Origin of the sequence: Klebsiella sp. CN_Kp104, from assembly GCF_040064515.1 — a bacterium.
Lineage (GTDB): Bacteria > Pseudomonadota > Gammaproteobacteria > Enterobacterales > Enterobacteriaceae > Klebsiella > Klebsiella aerogenes.
On the sequence record NZ_JBEAII010000004.1, the window covers coordinates 73,789 to 98,428 of the forward strand.

The window sequence follows — 24,640 nt, forward strand, 5'->3', positions numbered from 1 at the left end:
ATTGACTCCTTAGGGATGAGTGTCGAAAACATCGGGCTTCGGGATTTGGCACAGGCCTTGCGCCGGGATCGCCAGCGCGGAATTAAAGCGTGCGGATAAATTTTGCAGGCCGATCAGCGCGGTTAGTTCGGTTAACGCCTGAGCATCGAACTGCTGCGCCAGCCGGGCGCGCAGTGCATCATCGACGGCGGGCGGCGTCATGCTCGCCGCTTCGGCATATTCCAGCGCCAACCGTTCGCTATCGCTGAATAATCCGCTATTGCGCCAGTCGTTAACCGCCAATAGTTTTTCGCTGCCGCCGGCGCGCTGCGCCAGTTTCATGCTGGTGATATCAATGCAAAATTCACAGTGACACAGCTGGGCGATACGGGCGCTCACCAACGAGCGTAGCAGCGGATCGAGCGGCGAGCGTCGGCGTTCCAGATATCCGACAAACATGGAGACCAGATAAAACGCCAGCGGGATGCGCCCCCACCAGCGGATAGGGCTGAGCACCGCGCCATAATGGCGACGGTGTAGCCACGCCTGCGGGCGCAGGATCAATGGAATCGACGTTAACGGCGGTAGATTCATGGCGATTTCCTGTTGTGATGCGCAACGTATTGCGCTTTGACTATCGCGACTACGATAGCTAAAGCGAACAAAATAGATAAACCGCTGAGCAGCCAGAACAGCCCCCCCGTCAGCAGGCTTCCGGCCCACGAGTAGACGATAGTCGCCGGTAATTGGCCGACGCCGGTGGCAAACATAAAATGGCGAAAGCGGATTGAGGTTAGCCCAGCGGCGTAACTCACCGGATCGAAAGGGACGAAGGGCAGCAGGCGGCAAACCAGGATGGTGTGCTTGCCGTAGCGCCTAAAAAAACCATCTACGCTCTGTAATACCGCCTTGCCGGTTAGTTTTTCTACCACTTCACGGCCCAGTACGCGGGCAATAAAAAAGCACAACGCCGCGCCAGCCATCGCGCTGACCCATGACAATACGCCGCCCCACAGTGCGCCGAACAGCGAAGCGTTGGCAAAGGTAATTAAAAATGCCGGCAGCGGCGCGACAATCGCCTGCAGGATCATCAGCCCGAAAGAGACCAGGGCTGCCAGCGGACCATAAGCGTGAATAAAACGCTCCAGCGCTTGCTGATCGAGGGTGGCAAACGCGCTGAAGCTATGTTGCACAAAGGAGCGTACGCCCGGTATTAACCACCAGCCGACGAGCGCTGCCAGTGCCAGCAGGATGATAGCGCCGCGTAAGAGCCACAGCCGTTTTCTGTTATCCATTTTTATCGCTTACCGCGGATGTTGCGACACTAATGCGTTTATAGCGGCCATAACGTCTGGCGGCCTGAGTTAATACAAAGAGCATCAGGCCGGCAATGCTGAGTTTGCCAATAAAAGCCAGGGTGATGCCATCGCGGGCCAGTTCGCTGGCCATAAAAGTATAAATAAACAATCCCGGTAGGGTGGCGATGGTGGAGATAAACGTAAAGGACCAGAAGGGGATCGCCGTCAGCCCATAGGCATAATTCTGCAGATTATAAGGGAACAGCGGCACCAGCCTGGTGAAAATCAGAAAATCGCAGCCGCTGCGGGCAATACCGCGCTCGAAAGCCTGAAAAACGGCGTGGTGACCGCAATAGCGCTGCAGCGCTTCGCGGCCCAGCCAGCGGGCCAGCAGGAACGACAGCGATGAGGCGACAGTCGCGGCGATAAGCGAGAGTAGCGTGCCCAACCAGGGGCCGAATATCATACCGCCGACGATGACTAACGCGCTGCCTGGCATCAGACATAAGGTGGCGATGATAAACAGCAGGATATAAAGCGCATAACCTGCGCTACCGCTGTGCAGAATAAGCAATTGAAGATCGTGAAGGTGGCTGAACAGTCTCGTCAGCCCGGCGTGCTGAACAAGCCATGCCAGCAGGGCAAACAGGAGTACGGCAAACAGCAGTTTATAGCGTGTCGGGTAACGGCTTCTTTTGCATGAGGGTCTCCTGTCTTCGTTTTGTCCGGCAGGAAACGCCGGGTGCGCGCGACAGTATAGTAAATTGCCGCGAGCGACAATGTATACCGTTCACTTTATTGATTTTGCTCAGGATAGCGGGGCTCCGCGCCGGAGCCCCAAAGAAGAGTTATGGTTTAAAGGTTGCCCATACCGGCGCATGATCGGAAGGCTTTTCCATCCCGCGGATGTCGTAATCGATGCCGGTTTCGACGCAGCGCTGAGCCAGCGGCGAGCTTGCCAGCAGCAGGTCGATACGCAGACCGCGATTGTCATCGAAACCTTTAGAGCGGTAATCGAACCATGAGAAGCGGTCATGATTATCCGGGTTGGCGTGACGCCAGGTATCGACCAGGCCCCAGCCCAGCAGGCGATCCATCCATTCACGCTCTTCCGGCAGGAAGGAACATTTACCGGTGCGCAGCCAGCGCTTACGGTTCTCTTCGCCAATGCCGATATCAAGGTCGGTAGGGCTAATGTTCATATCGCCCATGATAAGCACCGGATTTTCTTTGTTCAGCTCGGTATCGAGGTAGTTCTGCAGATTCTGATAAAACGCCGCTTTCGCCGGAAATTTAGTCTCGTGGTCACGGCTCTCTCCTTGCGGGAAATAGCCGTTAATTACCGTGATATTACCAAATGGCGAGGGGATTTCCGCCATGATGATGCGGCGTTGCGCATCTTCGCCGTCGCCCGGGAAGCCGCGACGCACGGCTATCGGAGTCTCTTTGGTCAGCAGCGCGACGCCGTAATGGCCTTTTTGCCCGTGGTAAAAGACGTTGTAACCCAGCTTCGCCACCTCTTCGAGAGGAAACATATCGTCGTGTACTTTGGTTTCCTGGAGGCCGATAACATCGGGCTGATGTTTATCGACGATGGCGGCCAGTTGATGGGGGCGGGCACGCAGGCCGTTGATATTAAAAGAGATGAATTTCATAGTCGCTGCCACTGTGCAAGGTGAATAGTGCAAGGATGTTAGCAGAATTTCATCATGGTGGCTGCCGGCAGGTGGTTAATTCTACCGATTACTGCGGTTGGCGAGCGAATCGCACAAATTATGCACCGTTTTGGCGCATGTCGCGCCAAAAAAGCGCAGATATCTACGATAAATTTCGTAGAGGATCACAATTACAGAATTATATCTTATCGCTGCATAACTTCTCGTCGTTTTCCTCTATCCAGCGCCGTTTATTTGATGACTATTCACTAATTATGCATTTTTATTGAATAATTAGTGTATGTAACTCATTGATATCGCGTGATTGAGCTCAATTTATGCATTTTTGCCTCTGGCTGGCACGATGCGTGCAATCTACATTTACAGCGTAATAACTCATAAATTTTAACATTGTGCTTACTTTTAATTTACCGGAAGAGGTCGATATGTCTCAGTCAATTACGCGTAGCAATTTTGATCAATGGATGATGCCGGTATATGCGCCGGCGGCTTTTATTCCGGTACGCGGCGAAGGTTCACGGTTGTGGGATCAGCAGGGGAAAGAGTATATCGATTTTGCCGGCGGTATCGCGGTGAATGCGCTGGGACACGCTAATCCACAGCTAGTAAAAGCGCTGACCGAGCAGGCGGGAAAATTCTGGCATACCGGTAACGGCTATACCAACGAACCGGCGCTGCGCCTTGCCAAACAGCTGATCGACGCCACCTTTGCCGACCGCGTTTTCTTTTGTAACTCCGGCGCCGAAGCCAACGAAGCGGCGCTGAAACTGGCGCGTAAATACGCCCACGATCATTACGGCAGCCACAAAAGCGGCATTGTCGCGTTCAAAAACGCCTTCCACGGGCGCACTTTGTTCACCGTGTCCGCTGGCGGCCAGCCTTCCTATTCGCAGGATTTTGCGCCGCTGCCGCCGCAGATCCAACATGCTACCTATAACGACCTCGACTCGGCGCGGGCGCTGATTAATGACGATACCTGCGCGGTGATCGTCGAGCCGATGCAGGGCGAGGGCGGCGTGGTGCCTGCGAAAGCGGAATTTTTGCGCGGCCTGCGTGAACTGTGCGATCAGCACAACGCGCTACTGATTTTTGATGAGGTTCAAACTGGCGTCGGTCGTACCGGCGAATTGTATGCCTATATGCACTACGGGGTGACGCCGGATGTCCTGTCGACGGCGAAAGCGCTGGGCGGCGGCTTCCCGATCGGCGCGCTGTTGGCGACGGAAAAATGCGCCAGCGTGATGACCGTCGGCACCCATGGCACGACCTACGGCGGTAACCCACTCGCCACCGCTGTTGCCGGGGAGTTACTGTCTATCGTCAATACCCCGACGCTTTTGAACGGCGTTAAACAGCGTCACCAGTGGTTTAGCGAACGCCTGAGCGCGATTAACGCCAAATACGGCCTGTTCAAGGAAATTCGCGGACTGGGGCTGCTGATTGGCTGTGTACTGAACGACGAATATGCCGGGAAAGCTAAAGCCATTAGTACCCAGGCGGCGGAAGACGGGCTGATGGTACTGATTGCCGGGGCAAACGTCGTTCGCTTCGCTCCGGCCCTTAACGTGAGCGAGGAAGAGGTGAACACCGGTCTCGATCGCTTTGAGCTGGCCTGCCGTCACTTCCTTGCGGGAGTTTCATCATGATGGTGATCCGACCGGTTGAAAAAGCCGATTTGCCGGGGCTGATGGCCCTGGCGGGAGAAACCGGCGGCGGCCTGACGTCGCTGCCGGCGGACGAACCCACGTTGGCTGCCCGCATTGAACGCTCCCAGCGGACCTGGCGCGGCGAACTGCCTAAAAGCGAGCAGGGCTATGTCTTTGTGCTGGAAGATAGCGTCAGCGGCGCGGTCGTTGGGATCTGCGCGATTGAAGTCGCCGTTGGCCTCAACGATCCCTGGTACAACTATCGGGTCGGCACGCAGGTACATGCATCAAAAGAGCTCAACGTTTATCACGCGCTGCCGACGCTGTTCCTTAGCAACGATCACACCGGCTGTAGCGAACTCTGCACGCTGTTTCTCGATCCGGCATGGCGTAAAGAGGGTAACGGCTACCTGTTGTCGAAATCGCGATTGCTGTTTATGGCCGGTTTCCGCGACCACTTTAATGACAAAGTGGTTGCCGAGATGCGCGGCGTGATTGATGAGCATGGCTATTCGCCGTTCTGGGAAAGCCTCGGCAAGCGCTTCTTCGCGATTGAATTTTCCCGCGCCGACTATCTCTCCGGCACCGGTAAAAAAGCGTTTATCGCCGCACTAATGCCAAAACATCCGTTATATATCGACTTTCTCTCCGATGAAGCGCGGGCGGTCATCGGCCAGGTTCATCCGCAAACGGCGCCTGCGCGTGCGGTACTGGAAAAAGAAGGCTTCCGTTTTAACAACTACATCGACATTTTCGACGGCGGCCCGACGCTGGAGTGCGAAATCGACCGGGTGCGGGCGATACGCAAAAGCCGCCTGCTGACGGTGGAAGAAGGGCAGCCTGCGCCGGGAGAGTGGCCGCAGTGTCTTGTCACCAACGAGCAGTATCAACAGTTCCGCGCCATCCTGGTCCATGCCGACCCGGATAGCGAAACGTTGCTGCTGAGTGCGCGTGAGCTGGATACGCTGAAATGCCATCCAGGCGACCGCGTACGGATGGTCCGCCTGATCCCGGAGGAGAAAGCATCATGAGTTTATGGATTAACGGCGAATGGCAAAGCGGGCGCGGCCCGCAGCGCAGTAAATATAACCCGGTCAACCAGGCGCTGCTGTGGCAGGGAAATGACGCCGACGCCGGGCAGGTCGCGCAGGCGGTTAGCGCCGCGCGTCAGGCCTTCCCCACCTGGGCGCGTCAGCCATTTAGCGCGCGTCAGGGGATCGTCGAGAAGTTTGCGGCGCTGCTGGAAGCGAACAAAAGCCAGCTGACGGCGATTATTGCCGCCGAGACCGGTAAACCACGCTGGGAGGCGGCCACGGAAATTACCGCCATGATAAATAAGGTGGCAATCTCAGTGCGCGCCTACCATAGCCGCACCGGCGAGAGCGAGACGGCGATGGCAGACGGCGCTGCCACGCTGCGCCACCGCCCCCACGGGGTACTGGCGGTGTTCGGGCCGTATAACTTCCCGGGCCATTTACCTAACGGACACATCGTACCGGCGCTACTCGCCGGTAATACCATCGTCTTTAAACCCAGCGAGCTTACGCCGCAAAGTGGCGAAGCGGTGGTTAAACTGTGGGCTGAGGCGGGCTTACCCGCTGGAGTCGTGAATCTACTGCAGGGCGGCCGGGAGACCGGCGAGGCGCTGAGCGGGCAGGCGGATATCGACGGTCTGTTGTTCACCGGCAGTTCCGCGACCGGTTTCCAACTGCATCGTCAACTGGCCGGGCAGCCGCAAAAAATCCTCGCCCTTGAAATGGGCGGCAATAACCCGCTGATTGTTGACGAGCCGCAGGATATTGACGCAGCGGTTCACCTGACTATCCAGTCGGCATTTATCACCGCCGGGCAGCGTTGTACCTGCGCGCGCCGCCTGTTGGTCAAGCGCGGCACGGCGGGCGACGCGTTTTTGCAGCGTTTAGTGACGGTGTCACAACGTCTTATTCCCGGCGAGTGGGATGCGCAGCCGCAGCCGTTCCTGGGCGGGCTGGTATCGCCGCAGGCCGCGCAAAAGGTGCATCAGGCCTGGCTTGGGCACGTGGCGAGCGGCGGACAGACGTTACTGGAGCCGCGTCTGTTGCGCGACGGCACTTCGCTGCTGACGCCGGGGATCATCGACATGAGCAACGTGCAGCAGGTGGCGGATGAAGAAGTCTTTGGCCCGCTGTTGTGCGTGTGGCGCTATGACGATTTCGCGCAAGCGATCGCGATGGCTAACGCCACCCGTTTTGGTCTCTCCTGCGGATTGATTTCCTCCGAGCGCGATAAGTTCGAGCGCCTGTTGCTGGAAGCCCGCGCCGGGATAGTCAACTGGAACAAGCCGCTGACCGGCGCCGCCAGTACCGCGCCGTTTGGCGGAACCGGCGCCTCGGGAAATCATCGTCCAGGCGCCTGGTACGCCGCCGATTATTGCGCCTGGCCGATGGCCAGCCTGGAATCTGCCGAACTGGCGCTACCGGAGACGCTCAGTCCGGGTCTGGATTTTTCATCGCAGGCAAGTTGATGAAAGTTCGCGGGGCCGGGATTCTCGGCCCTGCGAGTTTTCCTCGATCCGTTTCAGTAATAGAGGAGGCGTCGTGGACGACTTTCTGGCACTAACTCTGGCGGGGCGCTGGCCGCATCATTTTCATGGCGAAACCGCCCATTTTCGTTGGCACTGGATCGATTGCGGCATCCTGCTGCTGACCCCGCATGCGCGCTGCGAACGTTCACTGGTACTCTCCTGCGGTATTCACGGCAATGAAACCGCGCCGGTGGAGATAGTCAACGCTTTGCTTCAGCAGTTGTTTAGCGGCGAACTCCCGCTGCGCTGGCGTGTGTTGGTGATATTCGGCAACCCGCCGGCGCTGCGGCAAAATAAACGCTATCTCGATAGCGATATGAACCGCATGTTCGGCGAACGCTGGCGCAAGTTCGCGCCCAGTGGGGAAACGGTGCGGGCGCGGCAGTTGGAAAGCGCTGTGACGCGTTTCTTTAGCGATAGCCATGGCGTGCGCTGGCATCTGGATATGCATACCGCTATTCGCGGCTCGCTGCATCCGCGCTTTGGGGTGTTGCCGGCACGCGAGGAGCCGTGGAGCGAAGATTTTCTCAGCTGGCTTGGCGCGGCCGGGCTGGAGGCGCTGGTGTTCCATCAACAACCGGCGGGAACCTTTACCCACTTTAGTTGCGAACGTTTTGCCGCGCTGGCCTGTACGCTGGAGTTGGGCAAAGCGCTGCCTTTTGGCGACAACGATTTAACCCAGTTCTCAGCGACGCAGCGGGCGTTAAGCAGGCTGTTGGTGGGCGATTTGGCGGTGGAAGAAGCGACTGCGCCGCTGCGCTACCGGGTGGTGCAGCAGATCACGCGCCACAGTGACCAGTTCCAGTTGCATATGTCGGGGGAGACGCTCAATTTTACGCCGTTCAGCGCCGGGACGCTGCTGGCGGAGGATGGCGAAACGCGCTATGTCGTCGAAAAGGCGCAAGAGTACGTGCTGTTTCCCAACCCCGGCGTGGCGCCAGGGCTACGGGCTGGGCTGATGCTGGAGCGGTTGTAATTTCCTTTCTTAACTATTCACAGCCGTTGTCGTTCGCGGTTGTGAATATCGAGTGAAATATCACTGCGCGCCAATCTTATTTATTTGTGCCATTGATATGGTTTGCAGATTATTCCTGGTTAAATGCTTTGTTTTTAATCTCCACTGTTTTATAATCTTCACAGTTTCCTTATAAAACAGCCTGTTATTTATTTTTTGTTGCATATCCCTCCTCATTTTCCTTATTTTCTCCACAATTGGTGAGAAAATGTTTTTTACACTTTCATTGTTTTACGCTTGCACTGACTAATTGACGATAAAGCGCGTAAAGTTAATCTCGTCAACACGGCAATGCGCCGTCAGAATAACTGATAGTAAGGACATAACCATGAAGAAGATTACTGCTCTGTTTGTTGCCTCTACGCTGGCTCTGGGTGCTGCTAACCTGGCTCACGCAGCCGATACTACCGCTACCACCCAAACCGACAGCAAACTGATGATGCACCATAAAGGTATGCCGGGTCATCACGATATGATGTTCAAAGACCTGAACCTGACCGATGCGCAAAAGCAGCAGGTTCGCGACATCATGAAAAGCCAACGCCAGAACATGAAACGTCCGTCCCTTGACGAACGTCGCGCCATGCACGATCTGATCGCCAGCGATACTTTCGACAAAGCGAAAGCCAGCGCGCAGATTGATAAGATGGAAGCACAGCATAAAGAGATGATGCTTTCCCGCATGGAAACCCAGAACAAGATTTACAACATCCTGACGCCAGAACAGAAAAAACAGTTCAATGCGAATTTTGAGAAGCATCTGACAGAACGTAAAGCGCCGGAAGGTAAAATGCCTGCACCTGCTGAGTAACTCAGCGCGCGGAATGAAGACCGCCGGTCTTGCCCAATCATTGCCATTAAGGCTTTGGGCAGGGCCGGCGGTTTTTTACGTTTGCCATATCATTAGCCAAGAAGGTGCAGCGGATACTCACCGCTGAGCAATGGCTTACAAAGAATCTTGTAGCCATCGTGATCGAAACCGGCAGGCAATGTGGTGAGTTCAGCGGCTTGCGCCAGTGAATCTACCGCGCCCAGCCACAGCCAGTTATGAATGATATGGTACTGAACCATATCCGGGCCGCGCTCTTCCAGCGCCACCGGACCCGCCCACGGCCAGCATACCAGCTGAAGCTTACTCATTTGCGCCAGCAGCCGCTGGTTATGATCTTCGACGCTCTCTTTACCACAGCAGGCGCCGGCGCAGCGCCCCAGTGCGGAACGAAAACAGGCGCGCCCGCGACTCAGCGGCTCCAGCCCCAGAATGCCATAACACAGGCGGTGCTCATCGGCGATGGTTTGTAGCGCCTGTAATGCCGCGCGGCGGTTAGCGAACAGGCCGTACAGGTGCTGCTGATGGGAGAAATCGACTTCTCGCGCATACACAACTTGCGGTTTACCCGACTCCAGCAGCCAGGAGCAGAGCTGTTTATTACGCCGCAGTCGTTTATTAAACAGCGGCTGCTGTTCTTTAATTAACCGCGCTTCAAGTAACAGCGCGCCTAATTCACCGGCGGTGCGTTGCCAACTGATGCGTCGCGCCTGGCGCAACATGGAGGCCTCATCTGCGGTACGCAAATGCGACAGCACACGGCTGCGGATATTCACGCTCTTACCGATATAAAGCGGCAGCGTCTCGCTTTCACCATGGAACTGATACACCCCAGGCAGCTTTGGCAGGGCCTCCAGCCATGGGCGCAAATGTTCGGGATACTCATAGATTGCCGCCGCTTCAAACTCCAGACGCGGGGCAGATTGTTTTCTGGCCACAACAACTCCTGATACTGTTCATGCATCCAGTATAGCAGGCGAGTTTTGCGGCGAAAAGGACAAAAAATAACCCCGGCGCTGGCCGGGGTGTCGGGAAGTCGTTACTTCTTCCAGAAATCGTCGAAGACGGTGATTGGCGGGCGGCGCTTATGCTCGGTTTTCAGATACCAGCCTTCGATGGTTTTGGCGATGTTCTCATCCAGCGTTTTGCCTTCCAGATAGTCATCAATATTTTCGTAGGTTACGCCCAGCGCGACTTCATCCGGCAGAGAAGGGCGGTCATCTTCGAGGTCGGCGGTCGGCTGCTTCATATAAAGGTGCTCAGGACAGCCCAGCTGAGCCAGTAGCTGTTTGCCCTGACGTTTATTGAGACGGAAGATCGGGTTAATGTCGGTACCGCCATCGCCGTATTTGGTAAAGAAGCCGGTGATCGCTTCTGCGGCATGGTCTGTTCCCACGACCACGCCTTTGGTCATGCCGGCGATACTGTATTGCGCTTTCATTCGCTCACGGGCTTTCTCGTTGCCGCGAACAAAGTCGCTCAGCTCAATACCCGCTTCACGCAACGCCTGCTCGCTGGCCAGCACCGCGCCTTTGATATTGACGGTCAGCACACGGTCAGGCTGGATAAATTCGATGGCATCCTGGCAATCCTGCTCATCGGCCTGGATGCCATAAGGCAGGCGTACGGCGATAAATTGCAGGCTCCGATCGCCGCTTTCAGCCCGCAGCTCATCGATCGCCATCTGGCATAGTTTGCCGGTAAGGGTGGAATCCTGGCCGCCGCTAATGCCGAGCACCAGTGATTTAATGAACGGATAGGTCTGCAGATAGGATTTCAGGAAATCCACGCTGCGTCGAATTTCGCCTTCGACATCAATCTGCGGCTTCGCGCCCAGCGCCTGGATAATTTGTTGTTGAAGCGTCATTACGCCCTCCGGAAAGTGAGCCTGTATGGCAACCAGCATGGTCTAAAACTACCTCTTTGCTGCCGAAACGACAAGGCTGGTACCGCTGACTGACGGAAAAGAAGGCAACCAATGGCATAGCATTTATTTATGGTGCGGGAAAACATCGGTAGTGGAGTACGTTCCGTCGCTGATTTTTTGCTCACATCTGGTTACCAGAAAAGTTCTGAATTTACATGAATTCGACGTTTGGCTTGAAAAATAACGCTTTTTATTCCAGGCTTAAAACACGCCGATTACATAATGAGGACGGAATATGAACAAAAAATTAGCAGGATTGATGGGCGCAGCAGCAGTATTAACCATGCTGGCAGGGTGTACGGCCTATGACCGCACCAAAGACCAGTTCACACAGCCAGTTGTTAAGGATGTCAAAAAAGGCATGACCCGCAGCCAGGTTATGCAGATTGCCGGTAAACCGTCGTCTGAAGTCACCATGATCCACGCGCGCGGAACCTGCCAGACTTATATCCTGGGTCAACGGGATGGTAAAATTGAAACCTACTTTGTCGCGCTGGACGAGACCGGCCACGTGATGAACTCCGGCTACCAGACCTGCGCCGAGTACGACACCGATCCGCGTAACAACAAATAACTACGCGTCACAAGCTGAGAGCTACGAAAGCCCGACCATTGGTCGGGCTTTTTTATGGCGGCTAATGCTTATTTAATTGCGCGAATTATTTGGGGGAAATGTGAGGGTAGTCAAAACGCGAGGTCAATGAGAGACAATTCTGTTCAACAGGGAATTATCCTGCCGCCAAATGTTGCCGTATACTCAATGCATAAACAAAACTAACCGAAAGTTACCAGTCTTACCGGCTCTCAGCCATTGCTGAAGCCCAGGTCCTACACATTGAGGAAGCGTTCATGGAAAAGAAACATATCTATCTGTTCTGCTCGGCTGGCATGTCCACTTCATTACTGGTCTCCAAAATGCGCGCCCAGGCGGAAAAGTATGAAGTCCCGGTAATTATTGAAGCGTATCCTGAAACGCTGGCCGGTGAAAAAGGGCCGGAAGCTGATGTCGTATTATTAGGGCCACAAATTGCGTATATGCTGCCGGAAATCCAACGTTTGCTGCCGAACAAGCCGGTAGAGGTCATTGATTCCATTCTGTACGGTAAAGTTGATGGCTTAGGTGTATTGAAAGCGGCCGTCGCGGCCATTAAGAAAGCTGCTGCACAATAATTTTATTTTTTAAACTCGCGATATTCTGGCGTCTGGTCGTTAATTAATACTAGCCGCCACTATATTCAACAGTTTATTTTCCCGTCAAAGAGTAATTTCATACATCACCGCCGTAATGTTTTATTGCGGCTTTTAAGGGTATTGACTATGAGTAAAGTGATCGATTCGCTTGAAAAGGTACTCCTTCCTTTTGCAGTTAAAATAGGAAAGCAACCGCACATTAATGCGATTAAAAACGGCTTTATTAAATTAATGCCGCTGACCCTCGCCGGGGCCATGTTCGTATTAATCAACAACGTTTTTCTGAGCTTTGGTGAAGGTTCTTTCTTTTATTCAATGGGGATTCGCCTGGATGCCTCCACCATTGAAACATTAAACGGCTTTAAAGCCATCGGCGGTAATGTTTACAACGGTACGTTGGGCATTATGTCGCTGATGGCGCCGTTCTTTATCGGCGCCGCGCTGGCCGAAGAGCGTAAAGTCGACCCCATGGCTGCTGGTCTTCTGGCGGTCGCCGCTTTTATGACCGTCACGCCTTATAGCGTGGGTGAAGCCTACGCCGTCGGCGCCAACTGGCTCGGCGGGCAGAACATCATCTCCGGGATGATTATCGGCCTGGTGGTGGCGGAATTGTTCACCTTTGTCATACGCCGCAACTGGGTCATCAAACTGCCGGATAGCGTGCCGTCATCGGTATCGCGCTCCTTCTCGGCGCTGATCCCGGGCTTCCTGATTTTGTCGGTCTTCGGCATTATTTCGTGGATTCTGTCAAACTACGGTAGCAACTTCCATCAGATCATCATGGACTCCATCTCCACGCCGCTGGCGGCGATGGGCAGCGTCGTTGGCTGGGCGTACGTTATCTTTAACTCCCTGCTGTGGTTCTTCGGGGTGCACGGTTCGCTGGCGCTGACGGCGCTGGATAACGGCATTATGACGCCGTGGGCGCTGGAAAACATCGCGCTGTATAACCAGTATGGCTCTGTCGACGCGGCCATTGAAGCCGGCAAACAGTTCCACTTCTGGGCGAAGCCGATGCTCGACTCCTACATCCTGCTGGGTGGTTCCGGTGCGACGCTGGGTCTGATTATCGCCATCTTCATCGCTTCTCGCCGCGCCGATCATCGTCAGGTGGCTAAACTGGCGCTGCCGTCAGGCATCTTCCAGATTAACGAACCGATTCTGTTCGGCCTGCCGATCATCATGAACCCGGTCATGTTCATCCCGTTCGTGCTGGTACAACCGATTCTGGCCGCGATTACGCTGGCCGCTTACAGCCTGGGCATTATCCCACCAGTGACCAACCTGGCGCCGTGGACGATGCCAACCGGTTTGGGGGCCTTCTTTAACAGTAACGGTAGCGTTGCTGCCCTGTTGGTCGCGCTCTTCAACCTTTGTGTCGCTACTGCCGTGTACCTGCCGTTCGTCATCCTGTCGAACAAAGCGCAGAGCACCATCGAGCAGGAAGAAAGCGAAGAAGATATTGCTAACGCACTGAAATTCTGATGTCGAGCGGTACGGGCTCTCCCCGTACCGCCTGAGAAACGAGGGAAATATTATGTTTGATCTGGATAACATCGACGCGGTAGAAACCCCGGAAAATGACCTCGAAGAGGTGGTGATGGGGCTGATTATCAACTCCGGACAGGCGCGTAGCCTGGCCTATGCGGCGCTGAAGCAGGCGAAGCAGGGAGATTTTGCCGCCGCGAAATCGATGATGGAGCAATCGCGGATGGCGCTGAGTGAAGCGCATCGCGTCCAGACCCAGCTTATTGAAAGCGATGAAGGCGAGGGCAAGATGAAGGTGAGTCTGGTGCTGGTTCATGCGCAGGATCATCTGATGACCTCAATGCTGGCCCGTGAACTGGTGGCCGAATTGATCGAGCTGCACGAGAAGGTACAATAGGCTATCCGAACGATGAGGCAGCCGAAAATGATGACCACAGAGATCAGTACCGCCAGGGAACAACAGCTCTTCAACGGGAAAAACTTTCATGTGGTCATCTATAACAAAACGGAGAGCGTGAGCGGGCTTCACCAGCATGATTACTACGAGTTCACTATCGTTTTAACCGGGCGCTATTATCAGGAAATTAATGGCAAACGGGTGCTGCTGGAGCGCGGGGACTTTGTCTTCATCCCAATGGGGTCGCACCATCAGAGCTTTTATGAGTTTGGTGCGACGCGCATTCTTAACGTTGGCATCAGCAGACGCTTCTTTGAGAAACATTATCTGCCGCTGCTGCCGTTCGGGCTGGTCGCCTCTCAGGTCTATGCGGTGCAAAGCGCCTTTCTCAGCTATATCGAGTCGGTTATTGCTTCACTAAATTTTCGCGAGACTGAATTTGACGAATTTATTGAACTGGTCTCGTTTTACACCATTAACCGCTTGCGTCATTATCGTGAAGAGCCCGTTGAAGATGTGATCCCTCACTGGCTGAAAAATACCGTAGAGGATATGCACGATAAAAATAAATTTGGCGAAAGCGCGCTGGAAAATATGGTGCAATTGTCCGGGAAAACGCAAGAATATTTAACCCGGGCGACCCAGCGCTATTATGGTAAGACGCCGATGCAGATCATTAATGATATCCGCATCAATTTCGCGAAAAAACAGCTGGAAATCACCAACTATTCGGTCACTGATATTGCGTATGAATCAGGATATAGCAGCCCAAGTCTGTTTATTAAAACGTTCAAAAGGCTGACCTCATTTACGCCAAGCAGTTATCGCAAACAACTGACCAATATTAATTAACTCGCAGCGGTATTTACCGCGCGGTTTATTCATTCAAGTTAACTGTCCGCATTTATGCGGAGAGCGGTCTACGTCTACGCGTAGCGCCTAAGGGAGAAAGATATGAGCCAGAAATTAAAAGTCGTGACTATCGGCGGCGGCAGCAGCTATACCCCGGAATTACTGGAAGGTTTCCTCAAACGCTATCATGAGCTGCCGGTAACGGAACTGTGGCTGGTGGACGTGGAAGAGGGGCAGGAAAAGCTCGATATCATCCATGCACTGTGCCAGCGGATGGTGGAAAAAGCCGGCGTGCCGATGAAAGTCTACAAAACTCTCGATCGCCGCGCGGCGCTGGAAGGGGCGGATTTCGTCACCACGCAACTGCGCGTTGGCCAGCTGAAAGCGCGTGAAAAAGATGAACGTATCCCGCTAAGCCATGGCTATCTTGGCCAGGAAACCAACGGTGCGGGCGGTCTGTTTAAAGGTCTGCGTACCATCCCGGTGATTTTCGATATCGTCAAAGATGTGCAGGAAATTTGCCCCGATGCGTGGATCATTAACTTTACCAACCCTGCGGGTATGGTCACCGAGGCGGTATACCGCCATACCAATTTCAAACGCTTTATCGGCGTGTGCAACATTCCAATCGGTATGAAGATGTTTATTACCGATGTGCTGCAACTGAGTCCGAGCGATGAGTTAAATATCGATCTGTTCGGTCTCAACCACCTGGTGTTCGTTCGCGATGTGCTGGTCAATGGCGTGTCGCGCTTCGATGAACTGCTGGACGGCGTGGCTTCTGGCCGTCTGACCGCGAACTCGGTGAAAAATATCTTCGACCTGCCGTTTAGCGAAGGGCTGATTCGCTCACTGCGCCTGATCCCATGCTCATATCTGCTTTATTACTTCAAGCCGAAAGAGATGCTGGCGATTGAGATGGGCGAGTACTACAAAGGCGGCGCGCGCGCTCAGGTCGTACAGAAGGTTGAAAAGCAGCTGTTCGAACTGTACAAAAATCCGGATCTGAACATTAAGCCGAAGGAGCTTGAGCAGCGCGGCGGCGCTTACTACTCTGATGCCGCCTGCGAGGTGATTAACGCCATCTACAATGATAAACAGGCCGAGCACTATGTGAATATTCCGCACCATGGCCATGTTGATAATATTCCGGCCGACTGGGCGGTAGAAATGACCTGCACGCTGGGCCGCGACGGCGCGAAGCCCACGCCGCGAATCACGCATTTTGATGAAAAAGTGTTGGGGCTGATTTATACCATCAAAGGCTTTGAAGTGGCGGCCAGCCAGGCGGCAATGAGCGGTGAGCTCAATGATGTGCTGCTGGCGCTCAATTTAAGCCCGCTGATTCATTCAGATCGTGATGCCGAGCAGTTGGCGCGGGAGATGATCCTCGCCCATGAGAAGTGGCTGCCGAACTTTGCAGCGACTATCGAAAAACTGAAACAGTAACGGGAGCGGCCGATGGAACGCGTATTGATCGTTAACGCCGATGATTATGGCCTGAGCAAAGGGCAGAATTACGGCATTATCGAAGCCTGCAAGAATGGACTGGTGACGTCGACTACGGCGTTGGTCAACGGCGCGGCTATCGGCCACGCCGCCCAATTAAGCCGTAGCCTGCCTGAGCTGGCGGTGGGCATGCACTTTGTGTTGACGCTGGGCGAGCCATTATCGGCGATGCCGGGGTTAACCCGCGACGGGCGGTTGGGCAAATGGATTTGGCAGATGGCGGAAGAGGACAGCCTGCCGCTGGATGAGATCGCCCACGAACTGGAGTGTCAGTACCGGCGTTTTATCGAACTGTTTGGTTGCGAACCAACGCATATCGACAGCCACCACCATGTGCATATGATCGCGCAGATCTATCCCATTGTCGCCGCCTTTGCGCGCGAAAAGGGCGTCGCTTTGCGTATCGACCGCCAGGTGGCGGCGCTGAATGGCCTCGACCAGGATGCGGCGCGCAGTAGCGATGGCTTCAGCAGCGAATTTTACGGTGAAGCGGTTTCACAAGCGCAGTTCCTGCAGACGCTGGATGCGTCGATTGAACGGCAGGAAAACTCGCTGGAAGTGATGTGTCATCCGGCATTTGTTGATAACACCATTATGGGCAGCGCTTACTGCTATCCGCGGCTGACCGAACTGGACGTGCTGACGTCCGGCGAACTGAAATACGCTATTGCGGAACGTGGCTACCGGCTCGGAAACTATCGCGACGTATAAAGAGAGGAAAGCCCGGCAGCCATAAACTGCCGGGCTTTTTGTTACGCGGGTATGGCCGCAACTTTACTGCTTCTTGACCAGACGCGATGCGCGGCCAGTAGCGTCAGCAGTTTATCGACGCTAAGTGTGTTAATCGCGTCGCATTCGATAACCCCTTCTTCACCCGTAGCGGGCACCTGTAGCAGCGAACTAAACTGCCGCGCATCGCCCGCCAGTAAAATGGGCTTCAGATGCTTATAGGCTTCCAGCAGATAGTAGCGGGCATCGCCGTTATCGCTGATGCTGGTTAGGTCGCCGCCGGGAACGATAACCGCGTCAACCGTCAACGACGGCGAGCCGGCGAAGGTTCCGGCGATGGGTAGCTGCGATCCATCATCGGCGCTGACTTCGCCCATACGCGAATAGAGCAGTTTGCTGTGAACGCCTCTGGCCTGTAGCGCCTGTAGCAGGTTGAGTACATCCTGCGCGCAGGTCTTCTCGTTGAGTAATACCGCGACAATTCGTCCTTTTACGTCGCCATCGCCATCGGCGTAAAGGCTGAGGGTCGGGTCTTTCTCCACGCCGTTAACCGGCGCAGGCGGCGCTATGTTACGCTGCTCATCGCTCAGTTCGATACCGAGATTGTTGGCTACCGCTTCCGCCAGCCCGATATCAATATGCGCCAGATGATCGACCACCCGCTCGCGGATCCAGACTCTGACCACTTTGCTCAGCTCAAAACTAAAGCCGCCGATAATGTGCTGCTGCTCAATCGGCGTCTGGCTGAGCCAGAATAGGCGAGGATGGGCGTAGTACTCGCCAAACGAGGGACTACGGTTACGGATTTTCTCGCCATCAACGCGTTCCGCCAGCGATTCAAAGCCGCCGCGTTTCGGCGCCGGCGGCGTTTCACGGGGCCAGTTATCGTTTATAGAGTTTGGCTCATAGTTTGCCGGATTGGTATCAATCTCCATTCGGTGCATGCCGTCACGCTGGAAATTATGATACGGGCAGGTAGGGCGGTTAATTGGAATTTCGTGGAAATTTGGCCCGCCGAGGCGGCTAATTTGCGTATCGGTATAGGAGAAGAGTCGCCCTTGTAACAGCGGATCGTTACTAAAATCGATACCCGGCACAATATGACCCGGATGGAATGCCGCCTGTTCGTTCTCAGCGAAGAAGTTGTCGGGGTTACGGTTAAGCACCATTTTGCCGACTCGTTGCACGGGCACCAGCGCTTCCGGAATGAGCTTGGTCGGATCCAGCAGATCGAAGTCAAAATTGAACTCGTTTTCCTCCGGAATTAACTGCAGGCCGAGCTCGAATTCCGGATAATCGCCAGCCTCGATGGCTTCCCACAGATCGCGGCGATGGAAGTCCGGATCGCGGCCTGTTAATTTCTGCGCCTCATCCCATACCAGTGATGCTTTACCGGCCACCGGCTTCCAGTGGAAACGCACAAAGGTGGCTTTGCCTTCAGCGTTGATGAAACGGAAGGTATGAATACCGAAGCCTTCCATTGTGCGATAGCTGCGCGGCAAGCCGCGGTCGGACATGGCCCACATCACGTTATGCAATGTTTCCGGCTGCAGCGAAACATAATCCCAGAAGGTGTCATGGGCGCTTTGTCCCTGTGGGATTGCCCAGTGCGGTTCGGGTTTCACCGCATGGACAAAGTCAGGAAATTTAATCGCATCCTGGATAAAGAAAATCGGCGTGTTATTGCCCACCAGGTCGAAAATGCCCTCTTCGGTATAGAATTTGGTGGCGAAGCCGCGGATATCACGCACGGTATCGGCCGAGCCCGCGCCGCCTTGAACGGTGGAGAAGCGGACAAAAACGGGGGTGATTTTTTCCGGCGCGGACAGAAAATCGGCTTTGGTAATTTCTTTCAGGCTTTTGTAAGGCTGGAAATAGCCGTGCGCGGCGGAACCGCGAGCATGAACGATACGCTCGGGAATGCGTTCATGGTCAAAGTGGGTAATTTTCTCACGTAAGATAAAATCTTCAAGCAACGTTGGTCCGCGGTTGCCGGCGCGTAACGAGTTTTGATCGTCGGCGATGCGTACCCCCTGATTGGTGGTCAGCGGAAAGTTTTCACCGCCTTTACGCTGTGGCTCGAGGGTATCTAATTTTATGCTGTGAGTATCCGGCGCTTTCAGGCTGCCCGGCGCCGTCGGTTCCTCCCCGGGCGCGGTTGGCTGGGGGGTAGGGCGCCATTCACGGTCTTCCGGCGCCAGTGAATCGAGGCCCGGTTTTGCTTCATCACTATCATGTACCGGAGCCTGTCGGCTGTGTGGGTCGTGGTGCTTATCTGACATCTGCTCGTCTCCTGCTTTCATTGCTAAAAGTGGTCGTTGCTAAACCAAAACCCTTCTAACTATAGAACATTGTGCTGAGGATGCTGCTCAGGCAGGAATAGAGTTATCCTAAAATGCGCATCGTGCCAGGAGGGGCGACGAAAAGGGGGGCAATCGGCTATGATAGGGGTTTATGTTCCCGCTTTGCTTAGTGAATCCATCTGTTATGAAATCATTGCGCCAACAAAATCGCCCTATCATTAGCTACGTGCCGCGCGTCGAGCCTGCGCCGCCGGATCATGCCGTTAAAATGGACCATTTTCGCGATGTCTGGATATTGCGGGGCAAGTATGTCGCCTTTGTACTGATGGGCGAGCGTTTCCGCCGTTCACCGGCGTTCACCGTGCCGGAATCGGCGCAGCGCTGGGCTAATCAGATACGCCAGGAAGGTGAAATAGAGGCATGACCTCGTGGGTAAAAAAAAGCCGCTGAAATTCAGCGGCTTTTTTGTGGCTGTTAACGTTAGCGATGCGCCAGTTCGGCGTCTTCTTCGCTATCGAGGATGGCTTTATCCGTCTGGCGCAGCCACTGACTGGTCAGCGTGCCGGCGGTCATTGAACCGTTAACGTTGAGGGCTGTACGGCCCATATCAATCAGTGGCTCGACGGAAATCAGCAGTGCGACCAGCGTGACCGGCAGACCCATCGCCGGCAGCACGATCAATGCCGCGAAGGTGGCGCCGCCGCCAACGCCGGCTACGCCCGCGGAGCTCACGGTGACGATACCCACGAGGGTGGCAATCCACATTGGATCCAACGGGTTGATGCCAACGGTCGGGGCTACCATTACCGCCAGCATTGCCGGATAGATACCGGCGCAGCCGTTCTGACCAATCGTCGCGCCGAATGAGGCGGAGAAGCTGGCAATGGATTCCGGTACGCCCAGACGGCGCGTCTGCGCTTCCACGTTCAGCGGAATAGAAGCCGCGCTGGAACGGCTGGTAAAGGCGAAGGTAATCACCGGCCAGACTTTACGGAAATACTTCAGCGGACTGACGCCATTGACGGCTAACAGCAGACCGTGCACCACAAACATGATGCCCAGCGCGATGTAAGAAGCCACTACGAAACCGCCGAGCTTGATGATGTCGTGCAGGTTGGAGCCGGCAACCACTTTGGTCATCAGCGCCAGCACGCCGTATGGGGTCAGCTGCATCACCAGACGCACCAGCTTCATCACCCAGCCCTGCAGCGTGTCGATGGCGGTCAGGACGCGTTGGCCTTTCTCCACATCGTCTTTCAGCAGCTTCAGCGCCGCGACGCCAAGGAACGCCGAGAAGATAACGATACTGATGATCGAGGTCGGGTTCGCGCCGGTCAGATCGGCAAACGGGTTTTTCGGCACAAACGACAGGATCAGCTGCGGAACGCTCAGATCTGATACTTTACCGACATAGTTGCTCTGGATGGCGTTCAGACGGGCGGTTTCCGCGCTGCCCTGTACCAGGCCTTCAGCGGTGAGGCCAAACAGGTTGGTCACCAGTACGCCGACCAGCGCGGCGATAAGGGTGGTGAACAACAGCGTACCGATGCTCAGGAAACTGATTTTACCCAGCTGTGAGGCATTGTGCAGGCGCGCCACCGCGCTCAGAATAGAGGCGAAGACCAGCGGCATAACGATCATCTGCAGCAGTTGCACATAGCCGTTACCGACGATATTAAACCACTGAATAGAATCTTTCAGAACCTGGCTGTCGGAGCCGTAAACCAGCTGCAGGCCGAGACCAAAGATAACGCCGATAACGAGACCGACCAGTACTTTTTTAGCGAGACTCCACTGTTTGTGGCGGGTTTGAGCCAGCGCAAACAGTAAAACCGCGAACACGACAACGTTCGCTATTAATGGAAAATTCATCCCCGTTCTCCTGATATCTTGTTACCTGGGTTGGTCTGAAACCAACTCTTATGGCGCCAAGAGTAGCAGAAGGCCTTATTGCTTTCTTATACTCAAATGGAATGGGTTATAACCAAAAAATCATTTAGCGTATTTATCGTTCAGCCTGATGGCTAATAAAGCGATTAAAGGTTATTTGCAGCGAATTAATCATATTGGATGACCAGCGCACGGCGCTATTTTCGGCCATGCTCTGCGGCATCCAGACGGCGTAAATGAACAGCGCCATGCACAGCGCGCGTTCTAATTGATTGCCTTTGCGCGGCGCGAGGATCGGTAGGCGGAACCGCCAGCGGCAGGGCCACAACAGCGGTACGCCGGCCGGGGTGAGCATATCGGCGAGTATATGACTGAGGTAGCCGAGCACTAAACCCTGCAGCGCATCGGCCGGGATAATCCAGCTATCAGGCACTTTAAGATAGAACAGCGCCAGCGCGCCGAATACCGCCAGCAGGCTGTGGGTAAAACCGCGATGGCCGAAGGCGCGGGCTACCGGTTTTGAGACCCAGCTTAAACGCTGCCCGAGGAAAGATTTCGGATGATCGATATCGGGCAGCAGGCAGGTCAGCACGGCGGAAGGAACGATATGCCACCAGTCCCCCTGCGCCAGCACGGGGGTTAATTCTGCATTTTTTGCAAATACCGCACAGGCGATAGAAAAGAAGAGGTGGCCTTCCGCCGTCATGATAAAAACCCTAAACTGTCAATTCATACAGTATAGGGTTTTTATACAGTATACGGAAGAGGTGACGGTGTAACTCTTTGTCACAAGGTTGACACATTTTGACGACGCCAATGTCAGCGCACGCCGCTTAGCCGCGCAGATCTGCTACCGTCAGCTGCTGCAGAGACGTCAGTTTCACATCGGCCAGTACAAAACGCGGATCGCGGCTGTTTTCTGCTTCCGGAACCACAATTGAGCGCATTCGCGCCGCTTTGCTGGCGATCATGCCGTTAACAGAATCCTCCAGCGCCACGCAAGACATCGGCGCGATGCCAAGCTTAGCGGCGCAATCGAGATAGACCTGGGGGTGCGGTTTGCTGTATGGCAGATGTTCGGCGGAAGCCAGCGCGTCAAACTGGTCGCGTAGTTCAAACATTTCCAGCACTTTTTCCAGCATATGCAGCGGCGACGCCGAAGCGAGACCGATTTTTAGTCCCTGGGCTTTACACAGCGCCACGGCTTCACGCACGCCGGGCAGCAACGGCCGCGACTCCTCGACCAGTTGAATGGCGCGGCGGATAATGCTGGCGGTTACCTCTGCGCGGTCCGGGCCGCGCCAGGGCTGTTGCGCAAACCACAAATCGACCACCAGGTCGATGCGCAGCCCCAGCAGGTCCGGCAATTCATCACGGCGGCTAATATCCACTCCGAGGCTGTCCAGTACCTCCAGCTCTGCGCGGTCCCATAGCGGCTCTGAATCGATAAGCAGGCCATCCATATCGAAAATAGCGGCAAGAATCTGACGCTTCGCTGACATAAGTTCCTCTCCATTGGCGTAAGTAGATAACGAAATTGTCCATATGGTATATCATACCGCGCTGAAGCAGGCGAAATTCGCTGACGAAGATAGACTTATACCTGACTCTATGGCGGCATGGAGAGTCTGGCGTTTTAAACAAGGGGAACTCATGACGTATCAACAAGCTGGACGCATTGCGGTCATTAAACGCATTTTGGGATGGGTCATCTTCATTCCAGCCGTGCTGTCTACGCTGATTTCCGTACTGAAATTTATGTACGAGCATAGCGAAAAGAAACCGGGTATTGATGCGGTGATGATGGATTTCGCCCACCTGATGATTGAGATGGTGCGTTTTAATACGCCGTTCCTGAATTTCTTCTGGTACAACTCGCCGCTGCCGGAGTTCAAACATGCGTTGAACATCGGTTTCTGGATTATCTACGCGCTGGTGTTTGTTGGCATGGCGTTGCAGGCTTCCGGCGCGCGGATGGGCCGCCAGGCGAAGTTTCTACGCGAAGGGGTGGAAGATCAGTTGATTCTGGAACAGGCTAAAGGAGCGGAAGGCCTGTCTCGTGAACAGCTTGCCGAACGTATTGTCGTACCGCGTCATACCATCCTGAAGCAGTATTTCACGCTCTACGTGATGCCGATTGTGGTGATTGTGATTGGCTATGTTTTCTTCTCACTGCTTGGCTTCCTGTAAATAGACAAACGGCCCGGGTAACCGGGCCATTTATCATTCGGCAGGCAGCGCTCGCGGCTTGCCTTCATTGTCTACCGCCACATAAATAAACAGGGCTTCCGTCGCCTTGTAACGCTGGCCCAGCGGTTCCGTCGATACTTTTTTCACCCATACCTCAATATTAATGGTGATTGAGGTGTTGCCGCGTTTTACGCAGCGGGCATAGCAGCACACGACATCGCCAACGGCGACCGGGCGTAAAAAAGTCATACCATCAACACGGACGGTCACAACGCGGCCGCGGGCAATCTCTTTGGCCATAATCGCGCCGCCGATATCCATCTGCGACATCAACCAGCCGCCAAAAATATCGCCGTTCGCGTTGGTATCCGCCGGCATGGCCAGGGTGCGTAAAACCAATTCGCCCTTCGGGGCGAGATCTGTTGTTGTCATTCTATACTCTGTACTAGTCAAAGAAGATCAGGCGCGATGCTACTATGAAAACGGCGCAGAGAGAATAGGGGAATACGCCCGTCGGTACGGTTAAAACGGGGTTTTGGAAAAGGTCGGGACGCGAGTTGATAAAAGAAGGCGGTACGCGCCGGCCAGCGCGTACCGTTGAGAGGGATTAGTGCTTATCGTCCTGCGGCATGTGGCGGTAGATATAGACGCCGCTCAACAGGGTAAAGACCAGGGTCAATGCCGTTAAACCGAAGACTTTGAAGTTGACCCAGATATTTTGCGGCAGCCAGAACGCGATGTAGATATTGGCCAGCCCGCAGAGAATAAAGAACAGCGCCCAGGCCAGATTCAGCCGTGACCACACCTGCTGCGGCAGCGTCAGCTCTTTGCCAAGCATGCGTTGGATAAGCGGTTTTTTCATTACCCACTGGCTGAACAGCAGGGCGCCAGCAAACAGGGCGTAGATGACGGTCACTTTCCACTTAATGAATTCGTCGTTGTGGAAGAAGATAGTCAGACCGCCGAAGACGGCGACCAGCACAAAAGTGATCAGCGCCATCTTTTCAACTTTACGATAGCGCACCCAGCTATAAATGAGGACCACCGCGGTGGCGACGATCAGCGCGGTGGTTGCGGCGTAGATATCGTAAATCTTATAAAAAGCGAAGAAGACTACGAGCGGTAAAAAATCGAGAAACTGCTTCATACATCAATTCC

General features: G+C 54.6%; 26 protein-coding genes and 1 pseudogene. 15 read left to right on the top strand and 12 right to left on the bottom strand.

Translation table 11 applies throughout. From position 1 onward, the window contains the following. Nucleotides 1-9: 9 nt before the first annotated feature. The 4 genes from ABLU80_RS07365 to xthA all read right to left on the bottom strand — a co-directional run bounded on the left by ABLU80_RS07365 (nucleotide 10) and on the right by xthA (nucleotide 2,932). Nucleotides 10-573, bottom strand: coding sequence for a carboxymuconolactone decarboxylase family protein (locus ABLU80_RS07365; RefSeq protein WP_047063787.1), 564 nt, complete (start codon nucleotides 571-573; stop codon nucleotides 10-12). Beyond that, nucleotides 570-1,274, bottom strand: a complete 705-nt coding sequence (locus ABLU80_RS07370) for a TVP38/TMEM64 family protein (protein WP_015366169.1) — start codon at nucleotides 1,272-1,274, stop codon at nucleotides 570-572. The genes ABLU80_RS07365 and ABLU80_RS07370 overlap by 4 nt, the downstream gene beginning before the upstream one ends. Beyond that, nucleotides 1,267-1,926, bottom strand: coding sequence for a TVP38/TMEM64 family protein (locus ABLU80_RS07375; RefSeq protein WP_026612279.1), 660 nt, complete (start codon nucleotides 1,924-1,926; stop codon nucleotides 1,267-1,269). The genes ABLU80_RS07370 and ABLU80_RS07375 overlap by 8 nt, the downstream gene beginning before the upstream one ends. 199 nt (nucleotides 1,927-2,125) lie before the next feature. Next, complete coding sequence (xthA, locus tag ABLU80_RS07380) at nucleotides 2,126-2,932, bottom strand: exodeoxyribonuclease III (RefSeq protein ID WP_271032369.1); 807 nt, start codon at nucleotides 2,930-2,932, stop codon at nucleotides 2,126-2,128. 446 nt (nucleotides 2,933-3,378) lie between these two features. Between xthA and ABLU80_RS07385 the strand changes: the two genes are divergently transcribed. From ABLU80_RS07385 to spy, 5 genes are all read left to right on the top strand, one after another. Then, nucleotides 3,379-4,599, top strand: coding sequence for an aspartate aminotransferase family protein (locus ABLU80_RS07385; protein ID WP_045363750.1), 1,221 nt, complete (start codon nucleotides 3,379-3,381; stop codon nucleotides 4,597-4,599). Beyond that, the gene (astA, locus tag ABLU80_RS07390; protein ID WP_032711851.1) at nucleotides 4,596-5,630 is read left to right on the top strand and encodes an arginine N-succinyltransferase; all 1,035 of its coding nucleotides are present in this window, start codon (nucleotides 4,596-4,598) and stop codon (nucleotides 5,628-5,630) included. Before ABLU80_RS07385 ends, astA begins: the two co-directional genes overlap by 4 nt. Beyond that, a complete protein-coding gene (gene astD / locus ABLU80_RS07395) occupies nucleotides 5,627-7,102 on the top strand; it encodes a succinylglutamate-semialdehyde dehydrogenase (RefSeq protein WP_047079540.1) in 1,476 nt (491 codons plus the stop codon). Before astA ends, astD begins: the two co-directional genes overlap by 4 nt. A 73-nt stretch (nucleotides 7,103-7,175) precedes the next feature. Continuing rightward, the gene (astE, locus tag ABLU80_RS07400; protein WP_015366177.1) at nucleotides 7,176-8,138 is read left to right on the top strand and encodes a succinylglutamate desuccinylase; all 963 of its coding nucleotides are present in this window, start codon (nucleotides 7,176-7,178) and stop codon (nucleotides 8,136-8,138) included. 367 nt (nucleotides 8,139-8,505) lie between these two features. Next, nucleotides 8,506-8,988, top strand: coding sequence for an ATP-independent periplasmic protein-refolding chaperone Spy (spy, locus tag ABLU80_RS07405; RefSeq protein WP_348849864.1), 483 nt, complete (start codon nucleotides 8,506-8,508; stop codon nucleotides 8,986-8,988). A gap of 92 nt (nucleotides 8,989-9,080) precedes the next feature. On the opposite strand, the gene cho is transcribed toward spy, so the two are convergent. Both cho and nadE read right to left on the bottom strand, forming a co-directional pair. Further along, nucleotides 9,081-9,944 carry an excinuclease Cho gene (gene cho, locus ABLU80_RS07410; protein ID WP_015366180.1) on the bottom strand — a complete coding sequence of 288 codons (864 nt, stop codon included), beginning with the start codon at nucleotides 9,942-9,944 and terminating at the stop codon, nucleotides 9,081-9,083. A gap of 101 nt (nucleotides 9,945-10,045) precedes the next feature. Further along, nucleotides 10,046-10,873 (bottom strand): ammonia-dependent NAD(+) synthetase, encoded by an 828-nt coding sequence (nadE, locus tag ABLU80_RS07415; RefSeq protein WP_015366181.1) that lies wholly within the window; start codon nucleotides 10,871-10,873, stop codon nucleotides 10,046-10,048. Nucleotides 10,874-11,168: 295 nt separating this feature from the next. Here nadE and osmE point away from each other — a divergent pair, with 295 nt between their 5' ends. The 8 genes and pseudogenes from osmE to chbG all read left to right on the top strand — a co-directional run bounded on the left by osmE (nucleotide 11,169) and on the right by chbG (nucleotide 17,081). Continuing rightward, a complete protein-coding gene (gene osmE, locus ABLU80_RS07420) occupies nucleotides 11,169-11,507 on the top strand; it encodes an osmotically-inducible lipoprotein OsmE (RefSeq protein ID WP_015366182.1) in 339 nt (112 codons plus the stop codon). 275 nt (nucleotides 11,508-11,782) lie between these two features. Continuing rightward, nucleotides 11,783-12,103, top strand: coding sequence for a PTS N,N'-diacetylchitobiose transporter subunit IIB (gene chbB / locus ABLU80_RS07425; RefSeq protein ID WP_015366183.1), 321 nt, complete (start codon nucleotides 11,783-11,785; stop codon nucleotides 12,101-12,103). A 70-nt stretch (nucleotides 12,104-12,173) separates the two neighbouring features. Continuing rightward, nucleotides 12,174-12,239: pseudogene (locus ABLU80_RS07430) on the top strand (hypothetical protein); the annotation flags it as partial. 11 nt (nucleotides 12,240-12,250) lie between these two features. Further along, on the top strand, nucleotides 12,251-13,609 hold the full coding sequence (gene chbC, locus ABLU80_RS07435; RefSeq protein ID WP_015366184.1) for a PTS N,N'-diacetylchitobiose transporter subunit IIC: 1,359 nt from the start codon (nucleotides 12,251-12,253) through the stop codon (nucleotides 13,607-13,609). Between the two features lie 52 nt (nucleotides 13,610-13,661). Beyond that, entirely contained in the window at nucleotides 13,662-14,009 is a 348-nt protein-coding gene (gene chbA, locus ABLU80_RS07440) for a PTS N,N'-diacetylchitobiose transporter subunit IIA (RefSeq protein ID WP_015366185.1), read from the top strand. 12 nt (nucleotides 14,010-14,021) lie between these two features. Beyond that, entirely contained in the window at nucleotides 14,022-14,861 is an 840-nt protein-coding gene (gene chbR, locus ABLU80_RS07445; RefSeq protein WP_026612280.1) for a transcriptional regulator ChbR, read from the top strand. A 102-nt stretch (nucleotides 14,862-14,963) separates the two neighbouring features. Beyond that, nucleotides 14,964-16,310, top strand: coding sequence for a 6-phospho-beta-glucosidase (locus tag ABLU80_RS07450; protein ID WP_015366187.1), 1,347 nt, complete (start codon nucleotides 14,964-14,966; stop codon nucleotides 16,308-16,310). Nucleotides 16,311-16,322: 12 nt separating this feature from the next. After that, on the top strand, nucleotides 16,323-17,081 hold the full coding sequence (chbG, locus tag ABLU80_RS07455) for a chitin disaccharide deacetylase (RefSeq protein WP_348849865.1): 759 nt from the start codon (nucleotides 16,323-16,325) through the stop codon (nucleotides 17,079-17,081). A gap of 41 nt (nucleotides 17,082-17,122) precedes the next feature. On the opposite strand, the gene katE is transcribed toward chbG, so the two are convergent. Then, nucleotides 17,123-19,381: a catalase HPII gene (gene katE / locus ABLU80_RS07460; protein ID WP_163331559.1), complete on the bottom strand. Its 2,259-nt coding sequence runs from the start codon at nucleotides 19,379-19,381 to the stop codon at nucleotides 17,123-17,125. 172 nt (nucleotides 19,382-19,553) lie between these two features. Between katE and cedA the strand changes: the two genes are divergently transcribed. Further along, a complete protein-coding gene (gene cedA / locus ABLU80_RS07465; protein ID WP_071596072.1) occupies nucleotides 19,554-19,826 on the top strand; it encodes a cell division activator CedA in 273 nt (90 codons plus the stop codon). 56 nt (nucleotides 19,827-19,882) lie between these two features. Here cedA and ABLU80_RS07470 read toward each other — a convergent pair whose 3' ends face one another. The 3 genes from ABLU80_RS07470 to hxpB all read right to left on the bottom strand — a co-directional run bounded on the left by ABLU80_RS07470 (nucleotide 19,883) and on the right by hxpB (nucleotide 22,794). After that, the gene (locus tag ABLU80_RS07470; RefSeq protein ID WP_015366191.1) at nucleotides 19,883-21,274 is read right to left on the bottom strand and encodes an L-cystine transporter; all 1,392 of its coding nucleotides are present in this window, start codon (nucleotides 21,272-21,274) and stop codon (nucleotides 19,883-19,885) included. Between the two features lie 133 nt (nucleotides 21,275-21,407). Further along, on the bottom strand, nucleotides 21,408-21,998 hold the full coding sequence (locus ABLU80_RS07475) for a metal-dependent hydrolase (protein ID WP_015366192.1): 591 nt from the start codon (nucleotides 21,996-21,998) through the stop codon (nucleotides 21,408-21,410). 127 nt (nucleotides 21,999-22,125) lie between these two features. After that, nucleotides 22,126-22,794 (bottom strand): hexitol phosphatase HxpB, encoded by a 669-nt coding sequence (gene hxpB, locus ABLU80_RS07480; RefSeq protein WP_015366193.1) that lies wholly within the window; start codon nucleotides 22,792-22,794, stop codon nucleotides 22,126-22,128. Between the two features lie 151 nt (nucleotides 22,795-22,945). Here hxpB and ABLU80_RS07485 point away from each other — a divergent pair, with 151 nt between their 5' ends. Beyond that, nucleotides 22,946-23,482: a YniB family protein gene (locus tag ABLU80_RS07485; RefSeq protein WP_171830454.1), complete on the top strand. Its 537-nt coding sequence runs from the start codon at nucleotides 22,946-22,948 to the stop codon at nucleotides 23,480-23,482. Nucleotides 23,483-23,515: 33 nt separating this feature from the next. Here the strand turns inward: ABLU80_RS07485 and yciA are convergent, their stop codons facing one another. Together yciA and ABLU80_RS07495 are read right to left on the bottom strand one after the other, a co-directional pair. Then, nucleotides 23,516-23,914: an acyl-CoA thioester hydrolase YciA gene (yciA, locus tag ABLU80_RS07490; protein ID WP_015705756.1), complete on the bottom strand. Its 399-nt coding sequence runs from the start codon at nucleotides 23,912-23,914 to the stop codon at nucleotides 23,516-23,518. Nucleotides 23,915-24,089: 175 nt separating this feature from the next. After that, nucleotides 24,090-24,629, bottom strand: coding sequence for a septation protein A (locus tag ABLU80_RS07495; RefSeq protein ID WP_015366196.1), 540 nt, complete (start codon nucleotides 24,627-24,629; stop codon nucleotides 24,090-24,092). Between the last annotated feature and the right edge of the window lie 11 nt (nucleotides 24,630-24,640).

Coding starts and splice junctions, on each gene's coding strand:
- hxpB (WP_015366193.1), bottom strand. CDS start 22,794: ATGTCAGCGAAGCGTCAGATTCTTGCCGCTATTTTCGATATGGATGGC.
- ABLU80_RS07450 (WP_015366187.1), top strand. CDS start 14,964: ATGAGCCAGAAATTAAAAGTCGTGACTATCGGCGGCGGCAGCAGCTAT.
- astA (WP_032711851.1), top strand. CDS start 4,596: ATGATGGTGATCCGACCGGTTGAAAAAGCCGATTTGCCGGGGCTGATG.
- ABLU80_RS07385 (WP_045363750.1), top strand. CDS start 3,379: ATGTCTCAGTCAATTACGCGTAGCAATTTTGATCAATGGATGATGCCG.
- yciA (WP_015705756.1), bottom strand. CDS start 23,914: ATGACAACAACAGATCTCGCCCCGAAGGGCGAATTGGTTTTACGCACC.
- ABLU80_RS07475 (WP_015366192.1), bottom strand. CDS start 21,998: ATGACGGCGGAAGGCCACCTCTTCTTTTCTATCGCCTGTGCGGTATTT.
- cedA (WP_071596072.1), top strand. CDS start 19,554: ATGTTCCCGCTTTGCTTAGTGAATCCATCTGTTATGAAATCATTGCGC.
- chbC (WP_015366184.1), top strand. CDS start 12,251: ATGAGTAAAGTGATCGATTCGCTTGAAAAGGTACTCCTTCCTTTTGCA.
- chbB (WP_015366183.1), top strand. CDS start 11,783: ATGGAAAAGAAACATATCTATCTGTTCTGCTCGGCTGGCATGTCCACT.
- chbA (WP_015366185.1), top strand. CDS start 13,662: ATGTTTGATCTGGATAACATCGACGCGGTAGAAACCCCGGAAAATGAC.
- nadE (WP_015366181.1), bottom strand. CDS start 10,873: ATGACGCTTCAACAACAAATTATCCAGGCGCTGGGCGCGAAGCCGCAG.
- chbR (WP_026612280.1), top strand. CDS start 14,022: ATGAGGCAGCCGAAAATGATGACCACAGAGATCAGTACCGCCAGGGAA.
- ABLU80_RS07470 (WP_015366191.1), bottom strand. CDS start 21,274: ATGAATTTTCCATTAATAGCGAACGTTGTCGTGTTCGCGGTTTTACTG.
- ABLU80_RS07495 (WP_015366196.1), bottom strand. CDS start 24,629: ATGAAGCAGTTTCTCGATTTTTTACCGCTCGTAGTCTTCTTCGCTTTT.
- xthA (WP_271032369.1), bottom strand. CDS start 2,932: ATGAAATTCATCTCTTTTAATATCAACGGCCTGCGTGCCCGCCCCCAT.
- ABLU80_RS07365 (WP_047063787.1), bottom strand. CDS start 573: ATGAATCTACCGCCGTTAACGTCGATTCCATTGATCCTGCGCCCGCAG.
- ABLU80_RS07485 (WP_171830454.1), top strand. CDS start 22,946: ATGACGTATCAACAAGCTGGACGCATTGCGGTCATTAAACGCATTTTG.
- katE (WP_163331559.1), bottom strand. CDS start 19,381: ATGTCAGATAAGCACCACGACCCACACAGCCGACAGGCTCCGGTACAT.
- spy (WP_348849864.1), top strand. CDS start 8,506: ATGAAGAAGATTACTGCTCTGTTTGTTGCCTCTACGCTGGCTCTGGGT.
- chbG (WP_348849865.1), top strand. CDS start 16,323: ATGGAACGCGTATTGATCGTTAACGCCGATGATTATGGCCTGAGCAAA.
- ABLU80_RS07370 (WP_015366169.1), bottom strand. CDS start 1,274: ATGGATAACAGAAAACGGCTGTGGCTCTTACGCGGCGCTATCATCCTG.
- astD (WP_047079540.1), top strand. CDS start 5,627: ATGAGTTTATGGATTAACGGCGAATGGCAAAGCGGGCGCGGCCCGCAG.
- osmE (WP_015366182.1), top strand. CDS start 11,169: ATGAACAAAAAATTAGCAGGATTGATGGGCGCAGCAGCAGTATTAACC.